At 68.9% G+C, this 24,442-nt stretch carries 21 protein-coding genes and 1 riboswitch; of the genes, 9 read left to right on the top strand and 12 right to left on the bottom strand.

Annotation, left to right across the window (positions count from 1 at the left end):
* Positions 1–165: 165 nt before the first annotated feature.
* The 5 genes from NQ036_RS03220 to NQ036_RS03200 form a co-directional block, all read right to left on the bottom strand.
* Positions 166–1,515, bottom strand: a complete 1,350-nt coding sequence (locus tag NQ036_RS03220) for an MFS transporter (RefSeq protein WP_257049709.1) — start codon at positions 1,513–1,515, stop codon at positions 166–168.
* A gap of 252 nt (positions 1,516–1,767) precedes the next feature.
* On the bottom strand, positions 1,768–2,949 hold the full coding sequence (locus tag NQ036_RS03215) for a ThiF family adenylyltransferase (protein WP_257049707.1): 1,182 nt from the start codon (positions 2,947–2,949) through the stop codon (positions 1,768–1,770).
* Positions 2,950–2,960: 11 nt separating this feature from the next.
* Positions 2,961–3,770: a thiazole synthase gene (locus tag NQ036_RS03210; protein ID WP_257049705.1), complete on the bottom strand. Its 810-nt coding sequence runs from the start codon at positions 3,768–3,770 to the stop codon at positions 2,961–2,963.
* Between the two features lie 12 nt (positions 3,771–3,782).
* Positions 3,783–4,070, bottom strand: coding sequence for a sulfur carrier protein ThiS (gene thiS / locus NQ036_RS03205; RefSeq protein ID WP_257049704.1), 288 nt, complete (start codon positions 4,068–4,070; stop codon positions 3,783–3,785).
* Between the two features lie 55 nt (positions 4,071–4,125).
* The gene (locus NQ036_RS03200) at positions 4,126–5,499 is read right to left on the bottom strand and encodes an FAD-dependent oxidoreductase (RefSeq protein ID WP_257049702.1); all 1,374 of its coding nucleotides are present in this window, start codon (positions 5,497–5,499) and stop codon (positions 4,126–4,128) included.
* Positions 5,491–5,623, bottom strand: a riboswitch (TPP riboswitch). Its footprint overlaps the gene before it by 9 nt.
* A gap of 180 nt (positions 5,624–5,803) precedes the next feature.
* Between NQ036_RS03200 and NQ036_RS03195 the strand changes: the two genes are divergently transcribed.
* Complete coding sequence (locus NQ036_RS03195; protein WP_257057068.1) at positions 5,804–7,051, top strand: DDE-type integrase/transposase/recombinase; 1,248 nt, start codon at positions 5,804–5,806, stop codon at positions 7,049–7,051.
* Between the two features lie 121 nt (positions 7,052–7,172).
* Here NQ036_RS03195 and NQ036_RS03190 read toward each other — a convergent pair whose 3' ends face one another.
* The 3 genes from NQ036_RS03190 to NQ036_RS03180 form a co-directional block, all read right to left on the bottom strand.
* Positions 7,173–8,537: an MFS transporter gene (locus NQ036_RS03190; protein ID WP_257048310.1), complete on the bottom strand. Its 1,365-nt coding sequence runs from the start codon at positions 8,535–8,537 to the stop codon at positions 7,173–7,175.
* A gap of 178 nt (positions 8,538–8,715) precedes the next feature.
* Complete coding sequence (locus NQ036_RS03185) at positions 8,716–9,030, bottom strand: cupin (RefSeq protein WP_257048311.1); 315 nt, start codon at positions 9,028–9,030, stop codon at positions 8,716–8,718.
* 24 nt (positions 9,031–9,054) lie between these two features.
* Complete coding sequence (locus NQ036_RS03180) at positions 9,055–10,674, bottom strand: NAD(P)/FAD-dependent oxidoreductase (RefSeq protein ID WP_257048313.1); 1,620 nt, start codon at positions 10,672–10,674, stop codon at positions 9,055–9,057.
* Positions 10,675–10,841: 167 nt separating this feature from the next.
* On the opposite strand from NQ036_RS03180, the gene NQ036_RS03175 reads away from it, so the two are divergent.
* Positions 10,842–11,789: a DUF5819 family protein gene (locus NQ036_RS03175; RefSeq protein WP_257048315.1), complete on the top strand. Its 948-nt coding sequence runs from the start codon at positions 10,842–10,844 to the stop codon at positions 11,787–11,789.
* Positions 11,786–12,847, top strand: coding sequence for an HTTM domain-containing protein (locus NQ036_RS03170; RefSeq protein WP_257048316.1), 1,062 nt, complete (start codon positions 11,786–11,788; stop codon positions 12,845–12,847). The genes NQ036_RS03175 and NQ036_RS03170 overlap by 4 nt, the downstream gene beginning before the upstream one ends.
* Before the next feature lie 43 nt (positions 12,848–12,890).
* Here NQ036_RS03170 and NQ036_RS03165 read toward each other — a convergent pair whose 3' ends face one another.
* Positions 12,891–13,454 (bottom strand): MarR family winged helix-turn-helix transcriptional regulator, encoded by a 564-nt coding sequence (locus NQ036_RS03165; RefSeq protein WP_257048317.1) that lies wholly within the window; start codon positions 13,452–13,454, stop codon positions 12,891–12,893.
* A gap of 131 nt (positions 13,455–13,585) precedes the next feature.
* Between NQ036_RS03165 and NQ036_RS03160 the strand changes: the two genes are divergently transcribed.
* The 4 genes from NQ036_RS03160 to NQ036_RS03145 all read left to right on the top strand — a co-directional run bounded on the left by NQ036_RS03160 (position 13,586) and on the right by NQ036_RS03145 (position 18,656).
* On the top strand, positions 13,586–14,848 hold the full coding sequence (locus tag NQ036_RS03160) for a multidrug effflux MFS transporter (RefSeq protein ID WP_257048319.1): 1,263 nt from the start codon (positions 13,586–13,588) through the stop codon (positions 14,846–14,848).
* A 306-nt stretch (positions 14,849–15,154) separates the two neighbouring features.
* A complete protein-coding gene (gene mvk, locus NQ036_RS03155) occupies positions 15,155–16,237 on the top strand; it encodes a mevalonate kinase (RefSeq protein WP_257048321.1) in 1,083 nt (360 codons plus the stop codon).
* Complete coding sequence (gene mvaD, locus NQ036_RS03150; protein ID WP_257057067.1) at positions 16,234–17,544, top strand: diphosphomevalonate decarboxylase; 1,311 nt, start codon at positions 16,234–16,236, stop codon at positions 17,542–17,544. The genes mvk and mvaD overlap by 4 nt, the downstream gene beginning before the upstream one ends.
* Complete coding sequence (locus tag NQ036_RS03145; protein WP_257048324.1) at positions 17,541–18,656, top strand: phosphomevalonate kinase; 1,116 nt, start codon at positions 17,541–17,543, stop codon at positions 18,654–18,656. The genes mvaD and NQ036_RS03145 overlap by 4 nt, the downstream gene beginning before the upstream one ends.
* A 45-nt stretch (positions 18,657–18,701) precedes the next feature.
* Here the strand turns inward: NQ036_RS03145 and NQ036_RS03140 are convergent, their stop codons facing one another.
* Complete coding sequence (locus NQ036_RS03140; RefSeq protein WP_257048325.1) at positions 18,702–18,884, bottom strand: hypothetical protein; 183 nt, start codon at positions 18,882–18,884, stop codon at positions 18,702–18,704.
* A 276-nt stretch (positions 18,885–19,160) separates the two neighbouring features.
* Here NQ036_RS03140 and NQ036_RS03135 point away from each other — a divergent pair, with 276 nt between their 5' ends.
* Complete coding sequence (locus NQ036_RS03135; protein ID WP_257048326.1) at positions 19,161–20,699, top strand: AMP-binding protein; 1,539 nt, start codon at positions 19,161–19,163, stop codon at positions 20,697–20,699.
* 115 nt (positions 20,700–20,814) lie between these two features.
* Here the strand turns inward: NQ036_RS03135 and NQ036_RS03130 are convergent, their stop codons facing one another.
* Positions 20,815–21,801 (bottom strand): LysR family transcriptional regulator, encoded by a 987-nt coding sequence (locus NQ036_RS03130; RefSeq protein ID WP_257048328.1) that lies wholly within the window; start codon positions 21,799–21,801, stop codon positions 20,815–20,817.
* A 134-nt stretch (positions 21,802–21,935) separates the two neighbouring features.
* Between NQ036_RS03130 and NQ036_RS03125 the strand changes: the two genes are divergently transcribed.
* Positions 21,936–22,919 carry a DMT family transporter gene (locus NQ036_RS03125; RefSeq protein ID WP_257048330.1) on the top strand — a complete coding sequence of 328 codons (984 nt, stop codon included), beginning with the start codon at positions 21,936–21,938 and terminating at the stop codon, positions 22,917–22,919.
* Between the two features lie 279 nt (positions 22,920–23,198).
* Here NQ036_RS03125 and NQ036_RS03120 read toward each other — a convergent pair whose 3' ends face one another.
* Positions 23,199–24,245, bottom strand: coding sequence for an NAD(P)-dependent alcohol dehydrogenase (locus tag NQ036_RS03120; protein WP_257048331.1), 1,047 nt, complete (start codon positions 24,243–24,245; stop codon positions 23,199–23,201).
* Between the last annotated feature and the right edge of the window lie 197 nt (positions 24,246–24,442).

Below are 24,442 nucleotides of genomic sequence, written 5' to 3'. Positions count from 1 at the left end.
CCTTTCTGCCCCCGGGGCTCCCGGCGGCCGGTGCCGGTGCCCACAAGAACAGCAGGCGCTTTGGTCCGAAACCCACGCGGGGGTTCGTACCAAAGCGCCTGCTGTCGCGTGTTATCGAGGGACGGAGCTGATCCCGCCGGGACGGATCCCGGCGGGATCAGCCGACTATGCCCGGTCCGCCGCCTCGTCTTCCAGGGTGTTGTGCGTCGAAAGGTCCTTGCCCTTGGTCTCGGGCAGGAACAGGACGGTGATGGCGGAGACCACCAACAGGATGATCGAGTACCAGGCGAATTTATCCGAGCCCATGGCGGTGAGCACATACGGGGCGGTACCGCCGAACACGGCGATCACGATCGCGTAGTAGATGCCGAAGCCCGCGGTGCGCTGCGAGGTCGGGAACATCTCCGAATAGGTGGCCGGGGCGTGGGACAGGAAGCCCGCGAGCAGGACCAGCTGCAGCGAGATCGCCAGGGCCAGTTCCCACATGTGACCGCCGTTCATGACCAGCTTCATCATCGGGATGTAGAGGATGGCCGTGCCGATCAGGGCGATGAGCATCGAGGGCTTGCGCCCGATCTTGTCCGACAGGAAGCCCCAGGCGGGCAGCACCACGATGAAGACGACATTGCCGATCAGCGAGGCGGTGAAGGAATCGTCGGCGGTGTAGCCGAAGGACGACTTCGCCACTGATGCCATGGACACCGACCAGATGTAGTAGGCGACGGTCAGACCGCAGGTCATGCCGATGACCTTGAGGCCCACGCGCCAGTTGCGGCCGACCTCGGCGAAGATGTTCTTCTCCTTCTCACCGGCATCCTTGACGGCCGCGCGGTGCTCTTCGAAGACCTCGGACTCCTCCATCGAGGAGCGGATCCACAGGGCGCCCAGGCCCATCACCGCGCCCACGGCGAAGGGAATGCGCCAGCCCCAGGCGTCCATCTGCGCCTCGTCGAGCGTGCTCTGCAGGATCAGGCCGAGTGCCAGCCCGACCAGCAGGCCGATGGTGCCGGTGACGTAGATCGAGGAGGCGAACAGGCCGCGCTTGTCCTGCGGGGAGTGCTCCGCCAGGTAGGTCTGCGCGCTGGGCAGCTCGCCGCCGTGGGCCAGGCCCTGCAGCAGGCGGGCGAAGACCAGCAGCGCCGAGGCGCCCCAGCCCCACTTGTCGTAGGTCGGGCAGATGGCGATGAGCAGGGAGCCCAGGGAGGCGGCGATCACGGCCAGGGTCAGCGAGTGCTTGCGGCCCACGCGGTCGCCCAGCCAGCCGAAGACGAAGCCACCGAAGGGGCGGGCCACGAAGCCCACGGCGAAGACGGCCATGGTGTTGAGGAAGGCCGACTGGGGATTGCTGTTGTCGAAGACCTGTGTGGAGAAGTAGACGGCGAAGCTGGCGTAGACGTTCCAGTCGTACCATTCCAGCGCATTGCCCACGCTGGTGCCCATCAGGGTTTTGAACTTCGACTGCGGTTTGTGATCGCCCGGGCTGCTGTGGGGAGCAGCCGTGGTGGATGCGCTCATGCGGAGGGGCTCCTATTCCAGGTCCCATGCGCGGCCCTAGCCGGGCTTGCGCACGGCCTTGTGGTGTGTTGAACACGTCAATGCTACGTCCGGCGGCGGACCGGAATGTGACGCGACACCCACGAATGACGGTGTATATCGACGAAACCTCAGGGAAAACACACGCGCATCACGGAAAGAAGCAGCGAAAGAGTGGTATAAGTCACCGTACAAGATGTCTTGAATGGTGAGATATACCGTTCCTCGCCGGGCTCAGTACCGGATCGGGTTGTGCACGTGTTCCGCCCAGGCCAGGATCCCGCCGCGCAGCGAGGCGACGGCCGGGTGGGCGACTGGAGTGGCCTCGGCGGCCAGGAGCCGCGCCGCGGTCGCCGAGCGCACACCCGTCTTGCACATGAACACGAGGGTGCCGGGGCCTGTGCTCTGCGCGAGGACCCCGTCCAGGGCCTCCCAGCCGCGCGCCTCGATCTCGCCCAGCGGGACGGCGTGCGCGCTCGGGTGGGCGATGACCTCGCGCTCCCAGTCCTCGCGCACGTCGACCAGCGTCACGGGACCGGCCTGGTTCAGCCGTGCCGAACCCAGCTGCGCCGGATCGACCTCGGTCACCGGGTCGGGGGCACAGACATCGGCGAAGGTCTCGATCGCGGTGACCGGCGGCCGGTCGGGATCGGCCTCGAAGTGCAGTTCGCTCATCCGCGAGCCCAGCGCGTCCACACGGGCCAGCCGGCCCAGCAGCGGATCGCCGATGCCGCAGATCAGCTTGATCGCCTCGGTGGCCATGAGCGATCCGACCCAGCCGCACAGTGCGCCGAACACCCCGCCCAGAGCGCAACTGGGGACGGAGTCGGCCTCGGGCACATCGGGGAACAGGTCGCGCAGCATGGGGCCGCGGCCCGGCCAGAAGGTCGAGACCTGGCCCGAGAACTGGAACAACGTGCCCCACACCAGGGGAGTGCCCGTGAGTTCGGCGGCGTCATTGCAGACATAGCGGGTGGCGAAATTGTCCGCCCCGTCGACCACCAGATCGTGGCCGTTGAACAGGTCCACGGCATTGGCGGCGGTGATCCGCTCGCGCAGCGCATTGACCCGGGTGCCAGGCGCGGTCTCGGCCAGGCGGGCGGCGGCGGAATCGACCTTGGGTGTGCCGATCGCGGGCGTCGAGTGGATGACCTGGCGCTGTAGGTTCGAATCCTCCACCGTGTCCGCGTCGATCACGGTCAGTGTGCCGACGCCGGCGGCCGCCAGGTATTGCAGTACTGGAGAGCCCAGGCCGCCCGCGCCGATCACCAGCACCCGCGCATTGCGCAGTCGGCGCTGCCCGGTTACGCCCACCTGGGGCAGCGGCAGATGCCGGGCGAAACGCGAGATATCGGCGGGGCTCAGCTCGGGCCCCTGCGCGACCAGCGGCGGCAGGGCACCTGCTCCGGCGCGCATATCCACGTCCATCAGATCGCGGCCTCGAGCCCGGTGGCGACCATGCCCTCGGTCGGCGATGAGGCCAGGGCCAGGGAGCGCTGCGGGATCCGGCCGGCCAGCCGCGCGGCCCGCCCGCCCTCGACGGCGCGCGCCATCGCCAGGCCCATCAGCGCCGGGTCGTGGGCGCGGGTCACCGCCGAGGCCAGCAGCACCGCGTCACAGCCCAACTCCATGGCCAGCGCGGCATCGCTGGCCGTGCCGACCCCGGCGTCGAGGACCACGGGCACGTTCGCGCGCGCCACGATCGTCTCGATATTGTGCGGGTTGAGGATGCCCAGGCCCGTGCCGATCGGCGCTCCGGCGGGCATCACCGCGGCCACCCCGGCGTCCTCCAGGCGGCGGGCCAGCACCGGGTCGTCGTTCGTATAGGCCAGCACGGTGAAGCCATCGGCCACCAGCTCCTCGGCCGCGGCGAACAGTTCGATCGCATCCGGCAGCAGGGTCTCCTCGTCGGCGATGACCTCGAGCTTGATCCAGTTCGTGTCCAGCGCCTCGCGCGCCAGCTGCGCGGTGAGCACCGCATCGCGCGCGGTGAAACAGCCGGCGGTATTGGGCAGGGGCCGGATGTCCAGCTTGCCCAGCAGGTCGAAGATGCCCGTGCCCGTGGCCGAATACCGGCGCATCGCCACGGTGGTCAGCTGCGTGCCGCTGGCCACCAGCGCATCCTCCAGGCTGGCCAGGCTCGTCGCCCCGCCGGTGCCCATGATGAGCCGCGAGTCCAGCTGCACCCCGTCGATGACGAGCGGGCGCGGATCGGTGAAAGTGTCTGCTGATGTCATGGTGTCTCCTCCTCAGCCGCCCTGTGCGGCGGTGACGACCTCGATCGCGCTGCCTGCGGCCAGCACGTGCCCGTCCCATTTGCCCCGCGGCACGACCCGGCCGTCGACGGCCACGGCCACGCCCAGGCGCTTGCCCGAGGCGGCGGTTCCCTCCGCTGTGATCTCCTGTCCCAGCAGTTCGGCGACGAGTGCCCGGACCGAGGTGCCCTGCACCAAGGTGCGCGGCGTCCCGTCGACGCTCACGGTGATGGTGTCGGTCGTCGTGTCGGATGTCGTCGTATCAGGTGTTTCGGTGTTCATGAGTGGCCTTTCCGATAGTGCGGTGAGGTCAGGGTTCTGATTGTGTGCGGGGTGCTCAGGCCCGGGTCGGTGCCGCCTGCAGGGGCTCGGCCTGCGGCGCCGCCGCCGAAGCCTGCAGCGGCGCTGTGGCCAGCGGGTCGGCCGCCAGGGCCGCGGCGGCCTCGGCTCCGGTCGTCGTCGACAGTGAACTCGTCGCGCTCGCGGCCAGCTCCTCCGGGGTCAGCGGCGCCCGGGTGCCGGCGCCATCGGGCAGCGCGGCCTCGGCGACGTCGGCGGTGACGGCCGCGCCCCACGGGCTGAGCAGGATGCCGTGGCGCGAGAAGCCGGTCGAGGCGATGATGCCCGGCGCCAGCCGGCCGATGATCGGCAGGCCGTCGTGCGTGCCGGGGCGCGAACGCGCGACCACGTCGTCGATCGTCGTGTCCACGATGCCCGGCACGATGCGGCGGGCGTCGTCGAGCAGCTGCCAGACGCCCTCGGTGCTGGGTGCCTCGAGGTCGTCCTCGCGGGTGGTCGCGCCGATCACCAGCGAGTTGTCGAAGCGCGGCACCAGGTAGATCGGCCGGCCTGCGACCTGACCGCGGACCACTCGTGAGACCAGCGGCGGGTGGCCGGCGGGAATGCGCACGCGGATCACATCGCCGCGCTGCGGGCGGACGTTGAGCTCTTCGACTCCGGGGACCTGCCACACGGCGGTGGCCAGGATGATCTCATCGGCCTCGAGGCGGGTGCCCTCGGCGCCGATCCGGTGTTCGGCCGCCGGATGGATGTAGCCGGTCGCGGGGGAGGACGGGGCCGTTTCGGGGGACGCTGTCGCGCCGGCAGATGCTGTGCCGGCCGGCGATGTGTCCCCGTCGTCGAGGATCGCGGTGGCCGAACCCCCGGCGGGGGCCTCGACTACGCGGGCCACATTCGCGCGCACGAAGGTCGCGCCCTTGGCCAGCAGTGCCGCCTGCAGCGCGACCGCATAGGTGCGCGGGTCGATCTGGTGGTCGCCCGGATGGCTCACCCCGCCCACGATCCGCGGGCCCAGGGCGGGCTCCAGGCGGCGCGCCTGGGAGCCGGTCAGTCGTTCGGTGGGGTTGCCGGCGGCGCGCTGGGCCTCGATGAGTTCCCAGATCCGCTGGGCGTCGGAGCGTTCCGCGCCGATCACCAGGGTGCCCTCGGTCTTGCGGTGTGCGTCGATGCCCGAGGCCAGGCGGACCGAGGCCTCGAAATCGGGGTAGAGGCGGGCGGCGCGGGCCATGATGGGGGCGAGTTCGTCCTCGCCCCAGACCATTTCGGCCGCCGGTGCCAACATTCCGGCCGCGGCGTGCGAGGCGCCGTTGCCGGGGGTGGCGTCGCAGACGGTGACCTGGTGTCCGCGATTGAGAAGCTCCCAGGCGATGCTGAGGCCCACGACCCCGGCGCCTGCGACGATGATGCGCATGAACGTCCTTCCTACGACGGCATGATCCGTATCAGGTATAGCGGTCGGCTTTCGCCCTCTCAGTCCTGCTGCGTGCTGCATGTGCTGTGTGCGCAGCACTCGCGGGACTCCCGCGGATTTCCGCCTTCCATTCTACGCCGGGGTCATTCGATGGCGGAGGGCCTCATCGAGTGGCCGGTTCATGCAGTCGAACGCACGGCAGCGCTGCTGTGAAGTCTCGGGACATCGTGACCACAGATGTCTCACAACATCATGACCACCATGTCTCACCACATCATGACCATACCCATGGTCACGTGGACTCATGACCCGTGACTACAAGCCCACACAAGACCCGAACATCCGCCTGAAAGTCGCACAATTCCCCGACCCCGCCCCACACGGCGCGATCGGGGAATTCTGCACCCGCTACGGCGTCTCCCGATCCTGGTTCAAAAAAATCAGAACACGCGCGAAAACCCACGGCATCAACGCCACCATCGAACCCGCCTCACGCGCACCGAAAACCCGACCGGGCACAACCGACCAAACCACCATCGACCTGCTCCTGGCCAAACGCGAACACCTGAAAAAAGAAGGCTGGGACCACGGACCCCTGGCCGTCCTCGACCGATTGCAACGCGAAGGCATCACCGACCTGCCCTCACGCGCGACCGTCGCCCGAATCTTCACCCGCTCCGGCGTCATCACACCAGCCCCGAAGAAACGCCCCAGAGCCTCCTACCACCGATTCGTCTGGCCCCGCTTCAACGACCTCTGGCAAATCGACGGGATGGACCACACCCTCGCCGACGGCACCCACGCCTGCATCATCGTCATCATCGACGACTGCACCCGCATGATCCTGGCCTCCCACGTCGCCGAAGGCGAAACCTCCGAAGCAGCCCTGACCACGGTCAAAACCGCCATCGACCGCTACGGGACACCCCAACGCTTCCTCTCCGACAACGGCACCGCGTTCAACGTCTCCCGCCGCGGACGCATCGGACAGCTCACCACATTCCTGCAATCCCTGGGAGTGACGTGCATGACCGGCAAACCCGGCCACCCCACCACACAGGGGAAGAACGAACGCTCCCACCAGACCCTGCAGAAATACCTCGCCGCCCGACCAACGGCCAAAGCCCTCTTCACACTCCAGGAACACGTCGACGCGTTCGACGCCGAATACAACCACCACCGCGGACACCAGGGCCTGGCAGGACTCACCCCGGCCGAACGGCACGCCGAAGTCCCCACCGCCGACCCTCCCACACCACCGGAACCCATGGACGCCGACGACTGGATCCAGCTGAGAAAAGTCATCCCGAAAACGGCAGCGATCCTCATCGACCGCGTCCGCTACCGGATCGGCAAGGACCACATCGGCACAACGGTCATCATCATGCACAACCTCCGCCACGTCCACGTCTACGACGAGGCGGGAACGCAGATCCTGTCATTCATCAAACCCACCGACCCGCAGACCCACTACGTTGGAAACGGACGCCCCAGAGGATTCCTCAACGATCCGAAATACACGCATCGACCCGAGATGGACACGAAGTCATGAGACATCAATGGACACACCTGGTTGAGACATCACGTGGCCCCGATGTCCTGAGACATGACACACGGCAGCGCTGCATGAACCGGCCACTCGATGCGAACGTGGAACATCGAGTGTTCCCGCGCTATTCGCGCTGCGCATCGGGCAGTTGCGTCCCGCGCAGCGAGGCCCCCGTGGTCTCCTTCATGAAGACGGTGGCCACCAGCCCGATCAGGCAGGCGCCCATCATGTAGAAGGCCGGGACCAGGGGATTGCCCGTGGCCGAGATCAACGCGTCGTTGGCGGCCGGCGCGGTGCCGCCGAACACCGCGGTCGACACGTTGTAGGAGATCGCGAAGCCCGCGAACCTGACCTGCGCGGGGAACATGGCGGGGAAGGTCGCCGAGATCGTCGACAGCTGCGGGATGTAGAGCAGCCCCAGTACCGCGAAGCCCAACAGTGCGAACCAGAAGCCCTGCGCGATCAACAGGTACATGGGCACGGAGAAGACGAACAGCCCGATCAGCGAGAAGTACCAGACCGGCTTGCGCCCGACGCGGTCGGAGAGCCTCCCGCCGAAGGGGATCACGACCATCATCGCCGCCTGGGCCAGGAACATGACCGTCAGGGAGGTCTGGGTCGACATCCCCACCTGGTTCTCCAGATAGGTGGGCATATAGGTCAGCAGGGTGTAGTTGACGACGTTGACGGCCACCACCATTCCGGCCAGGATCAGCAGCTGCCGCCAGTGCTGGGTGAACAGGATCCGGAACACTCCGCCGACCTTCTCGTCCGCGCCGGCCTCCGTGAGCTCCTGGAACACCGGTGATTCGTCCAGGCGCAGCCGCAGGTACAGGCCGATCAGGCCCAGCACACCGGCCAGCAGGAAGGGCACGCGCCAGCCCCAGGCCATCATCGCCTCGTTGCCGATCGTCAGCTCGCCGAGCAGCACGATGAGCGAGCCCAGGGCCATCCCGGCCAGGGTGCCGAACTCCAGGAAACTGCCGAAGAAGCCGCGGCGCCGCTTCGGGGCGTATTCGGCCATGAAGGTCGCGGCGCCCCCGTATTCCCCGCCCGAGGAGAAGCCCTGGACGATGCGCAGGACGACCAGCAGGATGGGCGCCCAGATGCCGACCGTGTCGTGGGTCGGCAGCAGGCCGATGCAGAAGGTGGAGCCGGCCATCAGCAGGATGGTCAGCGACAGTACGTGTCGCCGCCCGATCCTATCGCCCATCGGGCCCCAGAACACGCCGCCCAGGGGACGGACGACGAAGGAGAATGCAAAGGTCAACAGGGTCAGGACGGTGCCGTAGGCCCCGGGGAAGAAGTGCGGGGTGATGTAGGCGACGGACACCGCGAACAGGCTGTAGTCGAACCACTCCGTGGCGTTTCCGATGGCCGAGGCGGCAGTCGCCTTGCGCACCGTGGCCGGATCGGGTCCGGTGGGTGGCGCGGGTGCGGGCCCTGTTGGGTTGTGGGGACCGGGTGAGGTCTGTGAAGCCGATGTCATTGTGTCCGAACCTCCTGTCGTGGAGTTCGAACCCGGGCGGGGCCGACGCGGGGCGACCGTGTCCAGGCGATCGCCAGGAGCCGGCCGTGGCACGGGTCCTGCGTGCTGAAACGCCATCCACGCTAACAAGGCGTCTTGTCGGTGTCCACCGCCGCGTTCAGCCGTCCCGCTCGGTTCTTCAGCTCAGTCGTTCGACCTCGACGAAGACGACGTCCGGATCGCCCGGCCCGCCGGGGTTCGCGCACATGTGTTCCTGGCCGGCGGTCCGCGTGTAGCTCACGCCGGGTTCCATCACGGCGTCCAGTTCGGTGCCGTCGGCCTGGGTGACGTGCATGGTGGCGGCGTTGACGGGCACCACGACGTAGTCGAACTCGTGCAGGTGCATGGGGATGTGCCCGCCCGGTTCGATCGTCCAGCGCGTGGCGCGGAACCTCTCATTGTCGATCTGGACCTCGCCGGTCGAGCCGGTTCCCGCATCGATGATCTCGCTCATGGACCCATCCTCGCGCACCCGCCCTCAGAGACCGAGGTGGGGGGTGGGGAGGTGGTAGTCGTGCTCCAGCGCGGACAGGGCCGCGTACCAACCGGGCAGGCCCGTCACCCCGGGGCCCGGGGGCGTGGCCGAGGATCCCAGGTAGATACCCGCGCCCGAACTCGCGCCCAAGCCACCACCCCGGGCAGGTATGCGCCAGGGGTCCCCGGAGAGCACCGGACGGGCCAGCAGTTGGCGCATGGTCACGGCACCGGCGCTGAAGTCCCCGCCCACGTAGTTCTCGTTATAGGCCTCGAGCTCGGCGGCGGTCGTCACCCGCATGTCCACGATGCGGTCGGTGAACCCGGGGGCGAAGCGCTCGATCTGCGCCACCACCTGCCGCGACACGTCCACCATGGACCCGGCCGGCACGTGCGTATAGCTCCATACCGCGTGCACCCCGGCCGGATTGCGCCCCGGATCGAAGGCCGTTGGCTGGGCCAGCAGCACATAGGGCCGGCCCGGGTGGCGGCCGCGGGCCACGGTGCGCTCGGCCGTGGCGGCCTCGGCGCGGGTGCCGCCCAGGTGCACCGTGGGCGCCTGGTGCACCCGCTCATCGGCCCAGGGGATCGGCCCGTCGAGCACGAAGTCGACCTTCGTCGCCCCGTTGCCGAAGCGCTGGCGCCGCAGCGCGCGCCGGTAGCCGGCCGGCAGCGCGTCCCCGGCGATGGCCTCGAGCCCGGCGGCCGAGGTGTCGAACACCTTGACGTGGAAACCGGCCAGTTCGTCCAATCCGGTCACCTGGTGGCCGGTCTCGATCACCCCGCCGTGGGCCAGCAGGTCGGCGGCCAGGGCGTCGGTGATCGCGCGGGAGCCGCCGATGGGCACCGGCCAGCCGCTCGCGTGCCCCAGTGCGCCGAGCATCACGCCCACGGCCGCGGTGGCCAGGGACGGCATGGTCCCGATGCTGTGGGTCGCGACTCCGGAGATCAGCGCCGGCGCCGCGTCCTCGGCGAAGCGCAGGTTCCACAGGTGGGTGCCCTGTTCGAGCGTGCGCAGCCCGGTCGCCAGGGTTCCGGCCGCGGCCCCGCGGATGCCGGACCCAAGGTTCACGGCAGCAGCGCCGAGCCCTCCGCCCACGCTCGGGTCCGAGCCCTCCGTCCCGGGCAGGCGGAGGTGTGCGGGGCCGGGCCCGGTGCCCGGGATCCGCAGCATCGAGCCGCCCAGTCCGAAGTCCAGCACTTCTTCCAGATGTTCCAGCAGGGGCCGGTAATAGCGGGCGTAGGAGGGGCCGTCGACGCCCAGTTCCGCCACCGTGCGGCCGAGGTCCCGGTAGGCGATCGCGGCGGGCCGACCCGCCCCGCGCGCCGCGGCTCGGCCCGGGCTATCGTCCAGGGGATTGGCGTAGGAGGCGACGGGGACCGCGAAGTCCATCCGGCGGGTCAGCTCGAAGGCGCGGAAGAATCCTGTGGCCAGCGCCATCGGGTGGATCGCCGAGCACACATCGTGGAGCACCCCCGGTGCCACGAGCTCCCTGGTCCGGGTGCCGCCGCCGATCGTGTCGGCGGTTTCGAAGACGGTCACCGGCACCCCGGCGCGGGCCAGGGTGACGGCGGCTGCCAGGCCATTGGGCCCGGCGCCGACGACCGCGGCGTTATCTACCATGGTGTCTAACCTAGTGGATGCCGGGCCCCGGAGCGCGAAGTTCACCCGGCCTGCGTCTGACCCTCGTCCGGTCCGCGTCCCGCGTCCGCGCCGGGGTGCCACCGGGCCGTGTAACGTGCAAGCCGATGGCGTCCAGTGTTCATCACATGTCCTTGAGGAGAAGCGCAGTGAACTCAGAACAGCCGGAGTCCGCTCGGCCCGGTGAGTCCAGCGGGGCCCAGACTGCAGCGGCTGCAGATGACACGGCCGAAGCGACTGCGACTGCGACCGCAGTCGCAACCGCGACTGCGACCGCGGCAGATGGTCCCGGCGACCCGGCCCCGCGCCGCAAGACCTGGGTCCGCATCGTCGCCTGGCTCGCGGTGCTTCTGACGGCCTGGCACATCCTGGCGTCCTTCCTGTGGATCGCCCCCTATTCCTCCAGCGCGCGCGAGGTCGTCCCTGGCAATACGCTGAGCAAGTACATGCTGCCGTTCTTCGGGCAGTCCTGGTCGGTCTTCGCCCCCGAGCCGATCAACGGCGACTATCACTTCAACGTCCGCGCGATCGTCCCCGGCGCCGATGGCAAGGACACCACCACCGGTTGGGTCAGCGCCACCGACGTGGAGATCTCCATGATCCGCTACAACCTGGCTCCGCCGCGGGCCGGTATCCAGTCCAATGAGCTGGCCTCGGCGTACAAGGATTCCTTCGACGGGCTGACGGACAGGGAGAAGGCGATTGTGCGCGGGGACTTCACCGCCTCGAACTGGGAAGTGGGGCTGGAGGCGGCGCTGGCAGCCAAACCGGGCGCGGCCCCTGCGGCCGACAGTGGAAAATCCACCCGCCAGTCCCCGGCCGCCAAGCGCACAGAACTGGCCGCGCAGGAGCACCGCTCCACCGCCTATGCCACGCAGGTGGCCAGGGCGATCTGGGGCGAGGACGTCAAGCGTGTGCAGTACCGGGTGTCACGGCAGAACGTGGTGCCCTTCGAGAAGCGGCACGATCCGGATGCCAAGCGGCCAGATCCCGTGGTGGTGCTGCCCGGCTGGAGGGCACCGGTCGTCGAGCAGGGACAGAATGACGAGAACTTCCGCAAGACCTTCGTGCGTGCCTACGAGAGGATGTCGAAGTGAACCTGTTGTCATCCATCGCGACCTTCATCGGCAGTCTGATCGCAGGACTCTGGCGGGCCTTCCGTGAGACCGTGGGCCGGATCGTGGCCTTCGTCGAGGATTGGCTCTTCACCGGTAAGAAGGCCCTGTACGGCCTGGCCGTGACCCGTATCCTGTTCGGCCTGACGGCCCTGGGGATCCTGGCGACGAACTGGAACACCCGGCTCTACACCTTCGGCTCCGGCTCGGCCTGGAACGGCGAAATGCGCCAGCCGGTCAGTGATTTCCCCAAGATCTGGCTGTTCAGTCTGTTCCACAATGTTGCTGGCTCGGACTTCTGGCTGACCTTCTGGTATCTGGTCCTGACGGTTCTAGCCGTGCTGTTCGTACTGGGCTGGCGCTTCCGGATCGTGCACCCGATCTTCTTCGTACTGTGGATCGGCTTCATCGAGATGAACGATATGGTCGGCGATCAGGGTGACAATATGTTCCGCATCGCGCTGATCCTGTTGTTCTTCGCAGACCCGGCCGCCCGCTGGTCGCTCGATGCCCGGCGCCGGGCGCGCGAGGCCGCGGACCGCTCCCGGGTTCCCGCCTGGCGGCGCGCCTGGAGCGACGAGGGGAGTTCCGGAAACCAGATCGGCACGGTTCTGCACAATCTGACCTTGGTGGCGCTGACCCTGCAGGTGGCCTTCGTCTACGCCTCGGGTGCCCTGTACAAGGCCGAGGGCGCGCCGTGGCAGCAGGGCTATGCCGTGTACAACCCGCTACACACCGCGCGGTTCGGCACCTGGCCGGTGCTGTCCGATCTGGCCACCGCCTGGGGACCCGCGGTGGCGGCGGCGACCTGGGGCTCGATCATCCTGCAGATGACCTTCCTGCTGGCACTGCTCTCGCGCCCCACTCGGCTGGTCGGATTGGCGGGCATCATGTTCTTCCATGTGGCCATCGGCGTGCTCATGGGTCTGCCCTGGTTCTCCCTGGCGATGATCGCGATCGACTCGATCTTCATCCGCGACGTCAGCTGGCGGCGGGTGGCCGCCGGCGTGGCCACCCGCTGGCGCGCGGCGCGCGGGTAACGGCCCCGCATCTTGTACCCCCAGTCCCTTAACACCCCTGAACTCAGCGGTGATATGGGACTGGGGGTACAACATGCGTTTCGGCCAGGTGTGCATCCAGGGCTTGCAGGGTGCGGGCGGTGGTCAGGAGGTCGGTGGGGCTGGGTCCGGCACCTGCGCCTTCACCTGTTCCCAGCAGGTGTTGCCAGGCTGCTTGGATGCGGCGCAGATTGGTCCGCGCCTTGTCCGTCAGCTCCAGCCCGATCCTCCGGCCGTCCTGCGGATCCCTGGCCCGCACGACCAGGCCCAGCTCTTCGAGTCTGCGCACGGCCACCGAGGTGTTCGAGCGCTGGATCCGCAGATTCTGGGCCAGGGCCGAGGGCGCGATGCCCGGGTTGCGCTGAATGCTCTGCAGCACCAGGGTCTCCAGGGGCGTCAGCGGGTCCAGTCCGTCGTCGGCCGGCACCCGGGCGGAGAGTTTGCGCGCCAGGTGCTGCACGGCCTCGGCGATGTCGACCAGAGCAGAGGCGTCCTCAGCCGACTCTGCGTGAGGGGCCGAGGCGGTCCCAGCTCCCGTTGCTCCCGTGGCGTCGGCTGGGTCACTTCCGCTTACGCGCTGCGTGTTCATGTGTTAGATTCTAAGCTTGAATTGGTTGTTAAACCATAACCATCTAGCGTGATTCCCACTGCCGACTCCTGCAGTGGCTCCCACGCGCTCTCTCATCCGCCGCATCCGACGGAACACCGTCGAAAGGCATCATGAACCACCCCACCACGGCGTCCGGGACTGTGACCCGGCTCAGCGTCATCGGCCTGATCACCCTGGCCGTCCTCAACGCGGCCGCGCCCCTGAGCACCGACCTCTACCTGTCCGCCCTGCCGGATATGGTCACCGATCTGCACACCACCACGACTGGCGCGCAGCTGTCCCTGACCGCATTCCTGCTGGGCTCCGGCGTGGGCCAGGTGATCTTCGGACCGTGGTCGGACCGCAAGGGCAGGATGGTCCCGCTGGTCTCCGGCCTGGTGCTCTACCTGGTCGCCAGCATCGTGTCGGTGTGCGCGCCCAGCGTGGCCGTGCTCGTCATCGCGCGCCTCCTGCAGGGCATCGGCGCCTCGTCCGGCATGGTGATCGGCCGTGCGATGATCCTCGACCTCCAGACCGGTGCTGCCGCTGCCAAGGCGCTCAACGTCATGGTCCTGATCGGCGGGGTGGCCCCCGTCATCGCCCCGCTGCTGGGGTCCACCCTGGCCGCTTCCCTGGGCTGGCGCGGCCTGCTGGCGATCGTCGCGGCGCTGGCCGCCGTCGTGCTCATCATGACCTTCGCGTTCCTGCGCGAATCCCTGCCGGCCGAGGTCCGGGCCGAGCGCCTGGCGAACAAGCAGCCGGGCGCCTCGAAGGCCCTGGGTCGGCGTCACTTCGTGGGCAATCTGCTGTCCTTCGGCTTCGCGATGGGCGTGCTCATGGGCTATATCTCCGCCTCCCCGTTCATCTACCAGCAGATGATCGGCATGGGGCATGTCGCCTACGGCCTGATGTTCGCGGTCAACGCTGTGGGCATGATGATCGGCGGGGCGATCGCCGGCAAGCTGGCCGGGAAGTTCCCGTTGCGCCGCGTCACGCTGATCGGCGAGCTCATCAGCGCCGTGGGCATCCTGGCCGTCGTCGTTCTGACAGTGGTGGGTGCGCCGGCCGTGACGCTCATCGTCCCGCTGTTCGTCGCAATCGCTCCGCTGGGTCTGGTGCTGGGCAACTCCACGGCACTGGCCATGGGAGAGGTCCCCGCCGGGTCCACTGGAATGGCCTCGGCCCTGTTGGGGCTGCTGCAGTTCGTCATCGCCGGTGTGGCATCAGGCCTGGTGGGCATCGCCGGCGAATCCACCCTGCCGCTGGCCATCATCATGGCCGTCTCCATCATCGTGGCGCTGACGGGGCTGCTGTCCGGCCGCCACGCGAAGGGCGAGTTCGATCCGGGCACCGTGGTGGAGCGTCCGGCGACCCGCGAGACCCTGGCGGACTGAGGCGGGCGGACTGAAGCACGTCCATAGACACCACCTTGGCGCGCGGATTACCTGCTGCAGCAAGTCATTCGCGCGCTGAAGTGGTGTTTACGGTGTCCGGGCGCTGTCTGTGCCGCGCTGCGTAGCGGTACCCGCCAGGGCCGCCTGTGATGAAGGCCTCTTGGACAGCCGCAGGGAGGGTTCAGGGCCGGTGCGTACACTGGGACAGTTGAAGAACCAGTCGTCTGTCGCCCTGGGCTCGGGCCCAGACCGCAGTTGGAAGGAAAGGGCCGGATGGGGTCGGATATGCAAGCGGAGGGACGCGCTGTGCCCGCAGACCCGTCGGCGGCTCCGCCGGCTGCCACCGGGTTCACCGGCTCCGACCCGGCTCGGACCTCGGTCCTGCAGGGCGATCTGCTGCACTTTCCCGCGCGCGGCCGCGCGCACGCCAAGGCCATTCTGTTCGGCGAACACGCCGTGAACTACGGGGCGCCGGCCATCGCCATCCCCGTGCGCGCCCTGGCGGCCACCGCCAGCATCACCTCGCGCGAGCCCGGGGCCGGCCTGGCCCTGGAATGCGAGCTCTACACCGGCGAGGCCAAGGACGCCCCCGAGCGTCTGGCCCCGGTGCTCACCGCCCTGCGGATCGCGGGCAAGCGCCTGGCACCGAACACCGCTTCCCGCCACGTGTCGGTGCTGGATGCGGATATGACTCTACGGATCGACTCCTCAGTGCCCTATGAGCGCGGATTGGGGTCCTCGGCGGCGGTGGGGGCCGCGATCGTGCGCGCCTTCATGGACTTGACGGAGACCTCCGAGGACTCCCTGGACCGGCCCGAGTTCCTCGAGATCATCCGCCAGGCCGAATGCGTGGCGCACGGCTCGTCCTCGGGCCTGGACCCCAACACCGTGGTGTCCGAGGGTCCCATCAGCTTCCAGAACCGCGTCGCCTCGCCACTGCGGGTGGGCAGGCCGCTGACCTTCGTGCTGGCCGACTCCGGCGTGCCCGGCTCCACCTCCACCGCGGTCGCCCAGGTACGCGCCCGCCACGATGCCGACCCGTCGTTCTTCGACAAGACTCTGGGTGCACTGACCGAACACGCGTACGCCGCAGCTGGGGACCTGGGCCAGGGCAATGACGTCCGCCTGGGTACCCGGATGACCCGGGTGCACTCCCTGTTGGCGGGTCTGGGTATCAGCACCCCGGGCCTTGACACCCTGGTCGGCTGCGCGCAGGACGCCGGTGCGCTGGGCGCCAAGCTGACCGGCGGGGGCCGCGGCGGCTGCATTGTCGCGTTGGCAGCCGGGGACACGGATGCCGCGCAGGACGATTCCGCCCGCACGATCGAAACCGCATTGCTGCGCGCCGGCGCCGCACGAACCTGGAAGACGACGGTGAACGCGATATGACGAGCACGACGACTGCGGCCGGGCACGCGGTACCGGGAGACTCCGCGGCGGAAAAGGCTGCGCCGGGAGATGTCGCGCCGGAAAAGGCTGCGCCGGGAGACGCGACGCCGGGCCACGCGATCGCACGGGCGCATCCGAACATCGCACTCATCAAGTACTGGGGTAAGCGCGACGAGGCCTGGATGCTGCCGGTGGCCGGCTCAATGTCGCTGACTCTGGACGGTTTCGCCACCACGACCGAGGTGACGCTCGCCGACGCTGTGCCCACAGCCGCTGTGCCCGACGGCACCTCCTCCTCGCCCGCCGACACCTTCGAACTGGGCGGGGCGCCCGCCGACGCCAAGGCGACCGCCCGCGTCACCGCGTTCCTCGACGTGGTGCGCGCCCTGGCCGCCGAGGCCGGACTGCCCACCGCCGGCCGCGCCGCCCGGGTGCGCAGCCACAATGAGGCGCCCACCGGTGCCGGACTCGCGTCCTCGGCCGCCGGATTCGCAGCCCTGGCCACCGCCGCCTCGGCCGCCTATGGCCTCGAGCTGGACTCCGCGGCACTGTCCCGCCTGGCCCGCCGCGGCTCCGGCTCGGCGAGCCGCTCGATCATCCCCGGCACCGCGATCTGGCACGCGGGCGAGGGCATGGGTCGGGCCGCCGACGCCGGCTGCTTCGCCGAGGTCCTGGCCGCTCCGGATATGCGCCTGGTCATCGTCACGGTCGATGGGCGAACCAAGGCCGTGTCGAGCCGCACCGCGATGCGCGCGACCGCTGCGACCAGCCCGTTCTACCCCGCCTGGATCACCTCGACCGAACAGAGCCTGCAGGATATGCAGGCCGCCTGCGCCGCCGGAGACTTCGAACGCATCGGAGCGCTCACGGAAACCCACGCGATGCGCATGCACGCGCTCATCCAGTCCTGCGAACCGCCGATCCGCTACCTGCAGCCGGCGTCCATCGCGCTGTTCGACGAGTGCGCTCGCCTGCGCGCGGCCGGGCTGCAGGCCTGGGGCACCGCTGACGCGGGCCCGAACGTCGCGATCCTGACCACCCCGGAGGATGCCGCTGCCGTGGCCGAGGCCGCGACCGCCGTGATCGGCGACGCCGGGGCAGTGCGCGTGGTGGGCCCCGGCCCCGGCGCAGCGCTGGTCGGCGCCACGACGCTGGAGGAGGCGCTGGCCGCGGGTGCCGCTGAGACCGGTGCTGCCGCTGAGGCGACCGCAGCCCCGGGCGCGGGCAGCGCGGGAGCGGCCGCCCCGGGAATGGGGGCAAGCGCGCAAGCGACGACCTCGGAAGCGACTGCGGAGGGAACGAAATGAGCTCGGCCGTGATCGAGACCCGTGCGCCGGGCAAACTGTACATCGCAGGCGAATACGCCGTGGTGGAACCGGGCCACACCGCTCTGCTGGTGGCCGTCAACCGCTACCTGACCGTGCGCCTGACCCCTGGCACGGCCGACCAGGGCCGCGTCATCTCCAGCGAGTACGGCCGTGCGCCGCTGGTGTGGGAGCGCGACCCCAACGGCGACGGGATCATCCTCGAACACAATCCCTATGACTATGTGGTCGCGGCGATCAACCTGATGGAGCGGCTGCGCGCGGAGCTGAACCTCGAGCCGCGCTACTTCGACATCGCGATCGAAAGCGAACTGGACGACAAGTCCGGGCGGAAGTTCGGCCTGGGGTCCTCGGCCGCCGTGGCCGTCGCGGTGATCGCCGCGATCGAGGAGTTCTACGAAATGGGCCTGTCCCGCGTGGAGCGCTTCAAACTGGCGATGCTCACCACGATCCAGGTGGCCCCGGCGGCCAGCGGCGGGGACGTCGCGACCAGCACCTTCGGCGGCTGGATCGCCTACACCTCGCCCGACCGCGAGGCCCTGCGCCTGCGCGCAGCGGTGTCCACCGTGCGCGAGGCCCTGACAGCTTCGGAATGGGACCTGTGCAAGGTGCGCCGCCTGCCGCATCCGCCCGGCCTGCGCCTGCTGGTGGGCTGGACCGGGTCGCCGGCCTCGACCGAGCGCCTGGTCACGCGGGTGAAGAAGGCCGAACCCGAATTCGCCGCGAGCTACGCGACCTTCCTCGACGAGACCCGCGCCTGCGTCGCGGACCTGATCGCCGCCTGGGAGGCCGGGGATACCGCCGGCACCGCCGAGGTCCTGGCCGGCATCCGCCGCGCCCGCCTGCTGCTGCAGGGCCTGGGCAAGGCGGCCGGTTCGAGCATCGAGACGGCCGAACTCGAGGCCCTGTGCGAGACCGCGGAACGCCACGGTGGGGCGGCCAAGCCGTCCGGCGCCGGCGGCGGGGACTGCGGCATCGTGCTGTTGGGCGATGACGCGGACACCGCGGAGATCTTCAAGGAGTGGGAGCTGGGCGGGATCCGTAGGCTCTCGGTCTCGGCCGTCGCCCCGGAGGGTTCGCCCGAGGGGTTGTGAGGCGTGGCGGTGAAGCGTTGGTTCACAGCGGTCGGAAGTCCTGTTTCATCGCCGGTCGCCCGCCCGTCTGTGCTGCACTGCGAGGACGATGATTCCGGTCAGAGCGACCGCCGGGAAGACGACGACCAGCAGTATCACCCGCGGACCGAAGCCGGGTCCGGACGTGCCCGCCAGCACGCTGCAGGCGAAACCGATGCCCAGGGCGAATGCGAGGATGATATCCCGCATGGTGTCCTCCCAACATGTCCTTTACGGCAGGATTCCTTGTATCCTACAGCGAGGCCCCACCCGCGAACAGGGGCCGTTTCCTGAGACCCAGGACACGCGGAGTACCCGCTGCAGGCCCCGGTTACCGGGTCCGTTACCGAAATATCCCCATGTGGACGTTCGGCGCATTTCCGGGCCCCGGGTGCCACCATGGCAGGGAACATCGAACCGGTCGGTGGGCCGTTCGGGGCACCTACGCCCCGGCGGGGCCCACCGACAGTATGCGAGAAGGTCCCCATGGCGATTGCGCCCGATTATGTCGATTCCCTCCTGGCCCAGTACGCGGGCCCCGACGCCAATGCCGCGTACCTCATGTGCGACCGGCACGATCCGGCCACCGTCGCCTTCACCCTGGTCGACGACGATCTGTCCAGCCGCGAGATGACCTTCGGCGAACTCCACGACCGCTCGGCCCGGCTGGCCACCACCCTGCACGAGCGCGGGATCGGGGTCGGTGACCGGGTGGGCGTGCTGCTGACCAAGCGCGCGGAACTGCCCGTGACCCTGCTGGCCCTGGCCCGGGTCGGCGCGGTCTACATCCCCCTGTTCACCGCCTTCGCCCACGGTGCGGTCGAGATGCGGATGCAGGCCGCCGGCGCCAAGCTCGTCGTCACCGAACCCGGCCAGGTGGAGAAGCTCGCCGGTCTGCCGGACATCCAGAAACTCGTGGCCGGCCCGGATTTCGCAGCCGCGGAGGCCGCGGAACCGCTGGAGACCTCGGCGTCGCTGGGGCCCGATGCCCCGTTCCTGCAGCTCTACACCTCCGGCACGACCGGCAGCCCGAAGGGCGTGCCGGTGCCGATCCGCGCGATGGCCGCCTTCCACGCCTATCACGAGGTCAGCCTGGACCAGCGGGCCGACGACGTGTTCTGGAACAACGCCGATCCCGGCTGGGCCTACGGCCTGTACTACGGGATCGTCGGCCCACTGATCCGCGGGCTGAAGAACATCCTGCACCATATGCACTTCACCCCCGAATCGACCTTCGCGGTGATGGAGAAGTTCCAGGTGACGAACTTCGCCTCGGCGCCCACGGTGTACCGAGCGCTGTCGAAGTCGGGCCTGCCGACCACCGCCCGGCTGCGGGTCGCGTCCTCGGCCGGTGAGCCGCTGACGGCCGATGTGACCGAATGGTCGCAGCGCGTCCTCGGGTCCGAGGTGCGCGATCACTACGGCCAGACCGAGACCGGCATGCTCATCTGCACGCACTGGAACCCGGTCGCCGAAACCCAGGTCAAGCCGATGTCCATGGGCACGCCGCTGCCCGGTATCGAGGGCACGATCCGCGACGGGGTCATCTCATTCGCCGCCGACAGCCCCATGCTGTGGTTCATGGGTTACGCCGACGACCCGGCCAAGACCGCCACGCGCTACACCGCGGACGGCCAGTGGTACTTGACCGGCGACCTGGGCCGGACGGACGAGGACGGCTACTTCTACTACATCAGCCGCAATGACGACATCATCCTGATGGCCGGCTACCGGATCGGGCCCTTCGACGTCGAAAGCGTCATCATCAACCATCCCGCGGTGGCCGATGTGGCGGTGGTTGGCCGTCCCGACCCCTCGGGCGTGCGCGGCGAACTGGCCGAGGCCTTCGTCGTCTTGGCCCCGGGGGTCGCCGGCTCGGACGCCCTGGCCACCGAGCTCAAGCTGCTGGTCAAGGAGAACTACTCGGCCCACGCCTATCCGCGCTGCGTGCACTTCGTCGACCAGCTGCCCAAGACCGAATCGGGCAAGGTCCAGCGCGGCGTCCTGCGCAAACTGGAGCTCTAACCCGTCATCCCTCCAGGGTGCGCGCGCTTTGCCGGAGTGGCTCCACAAATGCATCAGTGGCTCGAAAAGTCGTGAGTTTTCGAGCCACACGTGCATTTGTGGAGCCACCGCGGGTTCAGGCCTCCAGGGTGCGCGAGGCGGGGGAGCGGGTCAGGGCCTCGGCCGCCTGTTGGAAGGCCTGGCGCACCGCCAACAGTGCCGGATGGGACTGCCGGCCTGCGCGCACCTCGGTGAACAGGGTGCGCGCAGGATGTCCCGGCAGGTCCAGGGGCACCACCCCGGCCAGGTGCACATCGCCCAGCAATGCCGGGACGAAGGCGACCGCGTGGCCGCGGCGCACCAACTGCAGGTGCAGCAGCGGATCCGGGGTTTCGAACAGCACCCGGGGATGGAACCCTGCGGTGCGGCACTGCGTTGCCGCCCACTCGTAGATCCGCGTGCCCGGCGGCTCGAAGGCCCAGGCCGCCTGCGCCAGATCCGCCAGGGTCCGCGGCGCATCCGGGACGGCATCCTCTCCGTCGCCGAGGTCCTGGCCGGCTTCGTCCGCGGGCGCGGGCCCCGGGATGCCGCGGGCCGGCACGACCAAACGCAGTGGGTCGGTGTAGAAGTCCTCGCGGTGCACGCCCGGCTGCGCGGGTACCGGCAGGCCGGGGTACTCCTCGCCCAGGACCAGGTCGAAGTCGTGGGCCAAGAGCCCGGCGTGCCCGGCCTCGACCTCCTGGTGGATCAGCTGGACGTCGAGCTCCGGTGCGGACCTGGCCAGCTTCGACAGGGCCAGCGGGGCGATCTCCAGGAGCACGGTGTGGAAGGACGCTACGCGGATCTTGCCGCGTGGGCGGTCCTGCGCTGCGGCGAGTTCGGACTCGGCCAGGGCCAAACGGTCGAACACGGCCTGGGTGTGCTCCACCAACTGCTGGGCCGCCGGCGTCAGCTGCACTCGGCGGCCGACATGTTCCAGCAGCGGCACCCCGGCCTCGCGCTGCAGGGCGGAGAGCTGTTGGGACACCGCGGACGGCGTGAAGTGCAGGGACTGGGCGGTCTTGGCCAAGGTGCCCTGCCGGGCCAGTTCGTGGAGCACCCGCAGGTGTTTGAGGTTGAGCACGGGGCCTCCTGGAAACATTAGTGAAGATCACCTATTCGCATCATAAACGTTAACTAGATTTATCCGTTTACGAGCGCGAATATTGATTCGTGACCACCTCCTCTTTTGAAGTCCCCGGGCCCTCTACGGCCTCTTTGCCCATCGTTCCCGCCGGCGCCGGAAACACTGGAATCGTCGGTGCCAGTGGTGTCTCTGGTGCGTCCGGTACTGCGCTGGGCACCGCTCCGGGCCCCGGCGCGCTCGGCCCCCGCCACCGCCCCGTACAGGGTGCGCTGTTCGTCCTTGGGTCGTGTCTGTCCCTGCAGTTCGGCGCGGCCTTCGCCGTGCAACTGTTCCCGGTGCTGGGCAGCTGGGGGACCACAGGGCTGCGGCTGGGCCTGGCCGGGCTGATCCTGTTGCTGGTCTTCCGGCCCAAGTTCTGGCGATTCACCGGGCAACAGTGGCGTGCGGTCGTCCTCTACGGCCTGGTGCTGGCGGGGATGAATGGCTTCTTCTACGCGGCCCTGGCCCGTTTGGACCTGGGTGTGGCCGTGGCGATCGAATTCCTGGGTCCCCTGGTCCTGGCGGCCTGCCTGTCCCGCAGGGCCGCCGACTTCGCCTGGACCGGCCTGGCCCTGGCGGGTATCGCCTTGTTCTTCGTGCGCGACCTGCTGGCCGTCTCCGGGGTGCACGCGGGCGCAGGCAAGGCGCTGGACCCGATCGGCGTCGTCTTGGTGCTGGTGGCCGGCGGCTTCTGGGCGATGTACGTGCTGGTGGGGGAGAAGACATCCCGCGTGGTGCCCGGCAAGGCGGGTCTGGCGGTGGGCGTGAGCATCGGCGGGGCGCTCAGCCTGCCGTTCGTGCCCGCCACCGTGCCCCATCTGAGCGCCGATCCGAAATTGCTGCTCATGGCCCTGGCCGTGGCGGTGATGAGTTCGGTGCTGCCCTATTCGCTCGAGTTCTCCGCCATGCGCAGGCTGCCCAAGGCCGCGTTCGGGGTGCTGCTGAGCGTGGAACCCGCGATCGCGGCCCTGGCCGGTTGGTTGTTGCTGGGCCAGAGCATCGGCGTACTGGGTCTGGCCGCGATCGCCCTGGTGGTGGGCGCCAGCGTAGGTTCGACGGCGACCGCGCGCCGATGAGTCGCTGATGCACTGAGCTATCCGGGCGGACCGGCCGGGTCGTCCTCGACTTCTCGACATCGCATGCGCAAACCTGCAACACATACGCGTATGTCCGTATGTGTTGCAGGTTTGCGCATGCGATGCGGTCAGGAACGGAGGAATGGCCCTACCGGAGACCGCCGGTCGCCTTGGGTGCCTGCGCCATGCCGGAGTGGCTCCACAAATGTATCTGTGGCTCGAAAAATCGTGAGTTTTCAAGCCACGCGTGCATTTTTGGAGCCACCGTCCGTGACCGTCTTAGAACGTCGCGGCGTCGATCACGAAGCGGTAGCGTACATCGGAGGCGACGACCCTGTCGTAGGCCTCGTTGATCTGGTCGGCGTTGATCAGTTCGATCTCCGCGGTGACCCCGTGGGCGGCGCAGAAGTCGATCATCTCCTGGGTCTCCTTGATCCCGCCGATGTTCGAGCCCGCCAGGACCTTCGAACCGCCGGTCAGGGATCCGGCCGGCACCGGCAGGTCCTCCGGGGGCAGCCCTACCAGCACCATCGCGCCATTGGGCCCCAGCATCCGCATATAGTCGGCCGGTTCGAACTGTGCGGAGATCGTGTTGATGATGAGGTCGAACTCCGATGGGTGCGCCCGCAGGGCCGCGGGGTCGTCCCCGGTGTGGATCAGGCCCGCCGCCCCGAACCGCAGCGCATCGTCGTCCTTGGCATGGGAGTGGGAGACGACCCAGACCTCGGCGCCCATGGCGACGGCCAGCTTGAGCGCCACATGGCCCAGCCCTCCCAGGCCCACCACCGCGACCCGCTTGCCCGGTCCCGCGCCCCAGCGCGCCAGCGGCTTGTACGTGGTGATCCCGGCGCACAGCAGGGGAGTCGCGGCTGCGGGGTCCAGCGATTCCGGGATGCGGATGAGGAAGTCGTCCTTGACCGGGATGTGGGTGGAGTAGCCGCCCTGGGTGATCGAGCCGTCGACCAGGTCCACCGAGTTGTAGGTGCCGGCCTTGCCGCCCGAGCAGTTCTCCTCCTGCCCGGCCAGGCAGAACTCGCACTCCCCGCACGAGTCGACCAGGCAGCCGACGCCCACCCTGTCGCCCACCGCGAAATCGGTGACGGCCGGGCCGATTTCGCTGATCCGGCCGACGATCTCGTGGCCCGGCGTCATGGGATAGCGGCAGCCGCCCCATTCGTCGCGCACGGTGTGGATGTCGGAGTGGCAGATGCCGGAGTACTCGATGGCGATCATGACATCGTGGGCGCGCAGGTCGCGGCGGTCCACGGTGGACTTCTCGAGCGGGCGGTCGGGGGCGAATGCGGTCATGCTGGCTACGGTCTTCATGCAGGCCAGGCTACCGGGTGCGGGTAACGGATGGGTGACAGCGCCGGGCGGTGGCAGGGGCGAGTGCGCGGGTGGTACCACTTGCGCACAGTGGCAGCAGATGCGCGCGCATCTCGTGCCACCGAGCGCAAGTGGTACCACCGTCAGGCTCGGGCGCTCGCCTCGACGGCGGTCCGGACCTCGCTCCCGGTCGCCTG

This window comes from Brevibacterium sp. 91QC2O2, assembly GCF_024580695.1.
GTDB lineage: Bacteria > Actinomycetota > Actinomycetes > Actinomycetales > Brevibacteriaceae > Brevibacterium > Brevibacterium moorei.
Note: the sequence above shows the minus strand (reverse complement) of the source record. Positions and strands in the feature narration are given on the sequence as shown.

Coding starts and splice junctions, on each gene's coding strand:
- NQ036_RS03220 (WP_257049709.1), bottom strand. CDS start 1,515: ATGAGCGCATCCACCACGGCTGCTCCCCACAGCAGCCCGGGCGATCAC.
- NQ036_RS03215 (WP_257049707.1), bottom strand. CDS start 2,949: ATGCGCGCCGGAGCAGGTGCCCTGCCGCCGCTGGTCGCGCAGGGGCCC.
- NQ036_RS03210 (WP_257049705.1), bottom strand. CDS start 3,770: ATGACATCAGCAGACACTTTCACCGATCCGCGCCCGCTCGTCATCGAC.
- thiS (WP_257049704.1), bottom strand. CDS start 4,070: ATGAACACCGAAACACCTGATACGACGACATCCGACACGACGACCGAC.
- NQ036_RS03200 (WP_257049702.1), bottom strand. CDS start 5,499: ATGCGCATCATCGTCGCAGGCGCCGGGGTCGTGGGCCTCAGCATCGCC.
- NQ036_RS03195 (WP_257057068.1), top strand. CDS start 5,804: ATGACCCGTGACTACAAGCCCACACAAGACCCGAACATCCGCCTGAAA.
- NQ036_RS03190 (WP_257048310.1), bottom strand. CDS start 8,537: ATGACATCGGCTTCACAGACCTCACCCGGTCCCCACAACCCAACAGGG.
- NQ036_RS03185 (WP_257048311.1), bottom strand. CDS start 9,030: ATGAGCGAGATCATCGATGCGGGAACCGGCTCGACCGGCGAGGTCCAG.
- NQ036_RS03180 (WP_257048313.1), bottom strand. CDS start 10,674: ATGGTAGATAACGCCGCGGTCGTCGGCGCCGGGCCCAATGGCCTGGCA.
- NQ036_RS03165 (WP_257048317.1), bottom strand. CDS start 13,454: ATGAACACGCAGCGCGTAAGCGGAAGTGACCCAGCCGACGCCACGGGA.
- NQ036_RS03160 (WP_257048319.1), top strand. CDS start 13,586: ATGAACCACCCCACCACGGCGTCCGGGACTGTGACCCGGCTCAGCGTC.
- mvaD (WP_257057067.1), top strand. CDS start 16,234: ATGACGAGCACGACGACTGCGGCCGGGCACGCGGTACCGGGAGACTCC.
- NQ036_RS03145 (WP_257048324.1), top strand. CDS start 17,541: ATGAGCTCGGCCGTGATCGAGACCCGTGCGCCGGGCAAACTGTACATC.
- NQ036_RS03140 (WP_257048325.1), bottom strand. CDS start 18,884: ATGCGGGATATCATCCTCGCATTCGCCCTGGGCATCGGTTTCGCCTGC.
- NQ036_RS03135 (WP_257048326.1), top strand. CDS start 19,161: ATGGCGATTGCGCCCGATTATGTCGATTCCCTCCTGGCCCAGTACGCG.
- NQ036_RS03120 (WP_257048331.1), bottom strand. CDS start 24,245: ATGAAGACCGTAGCCAGCATGACCGCATTCGCCCCCGACCGCCCGCTC.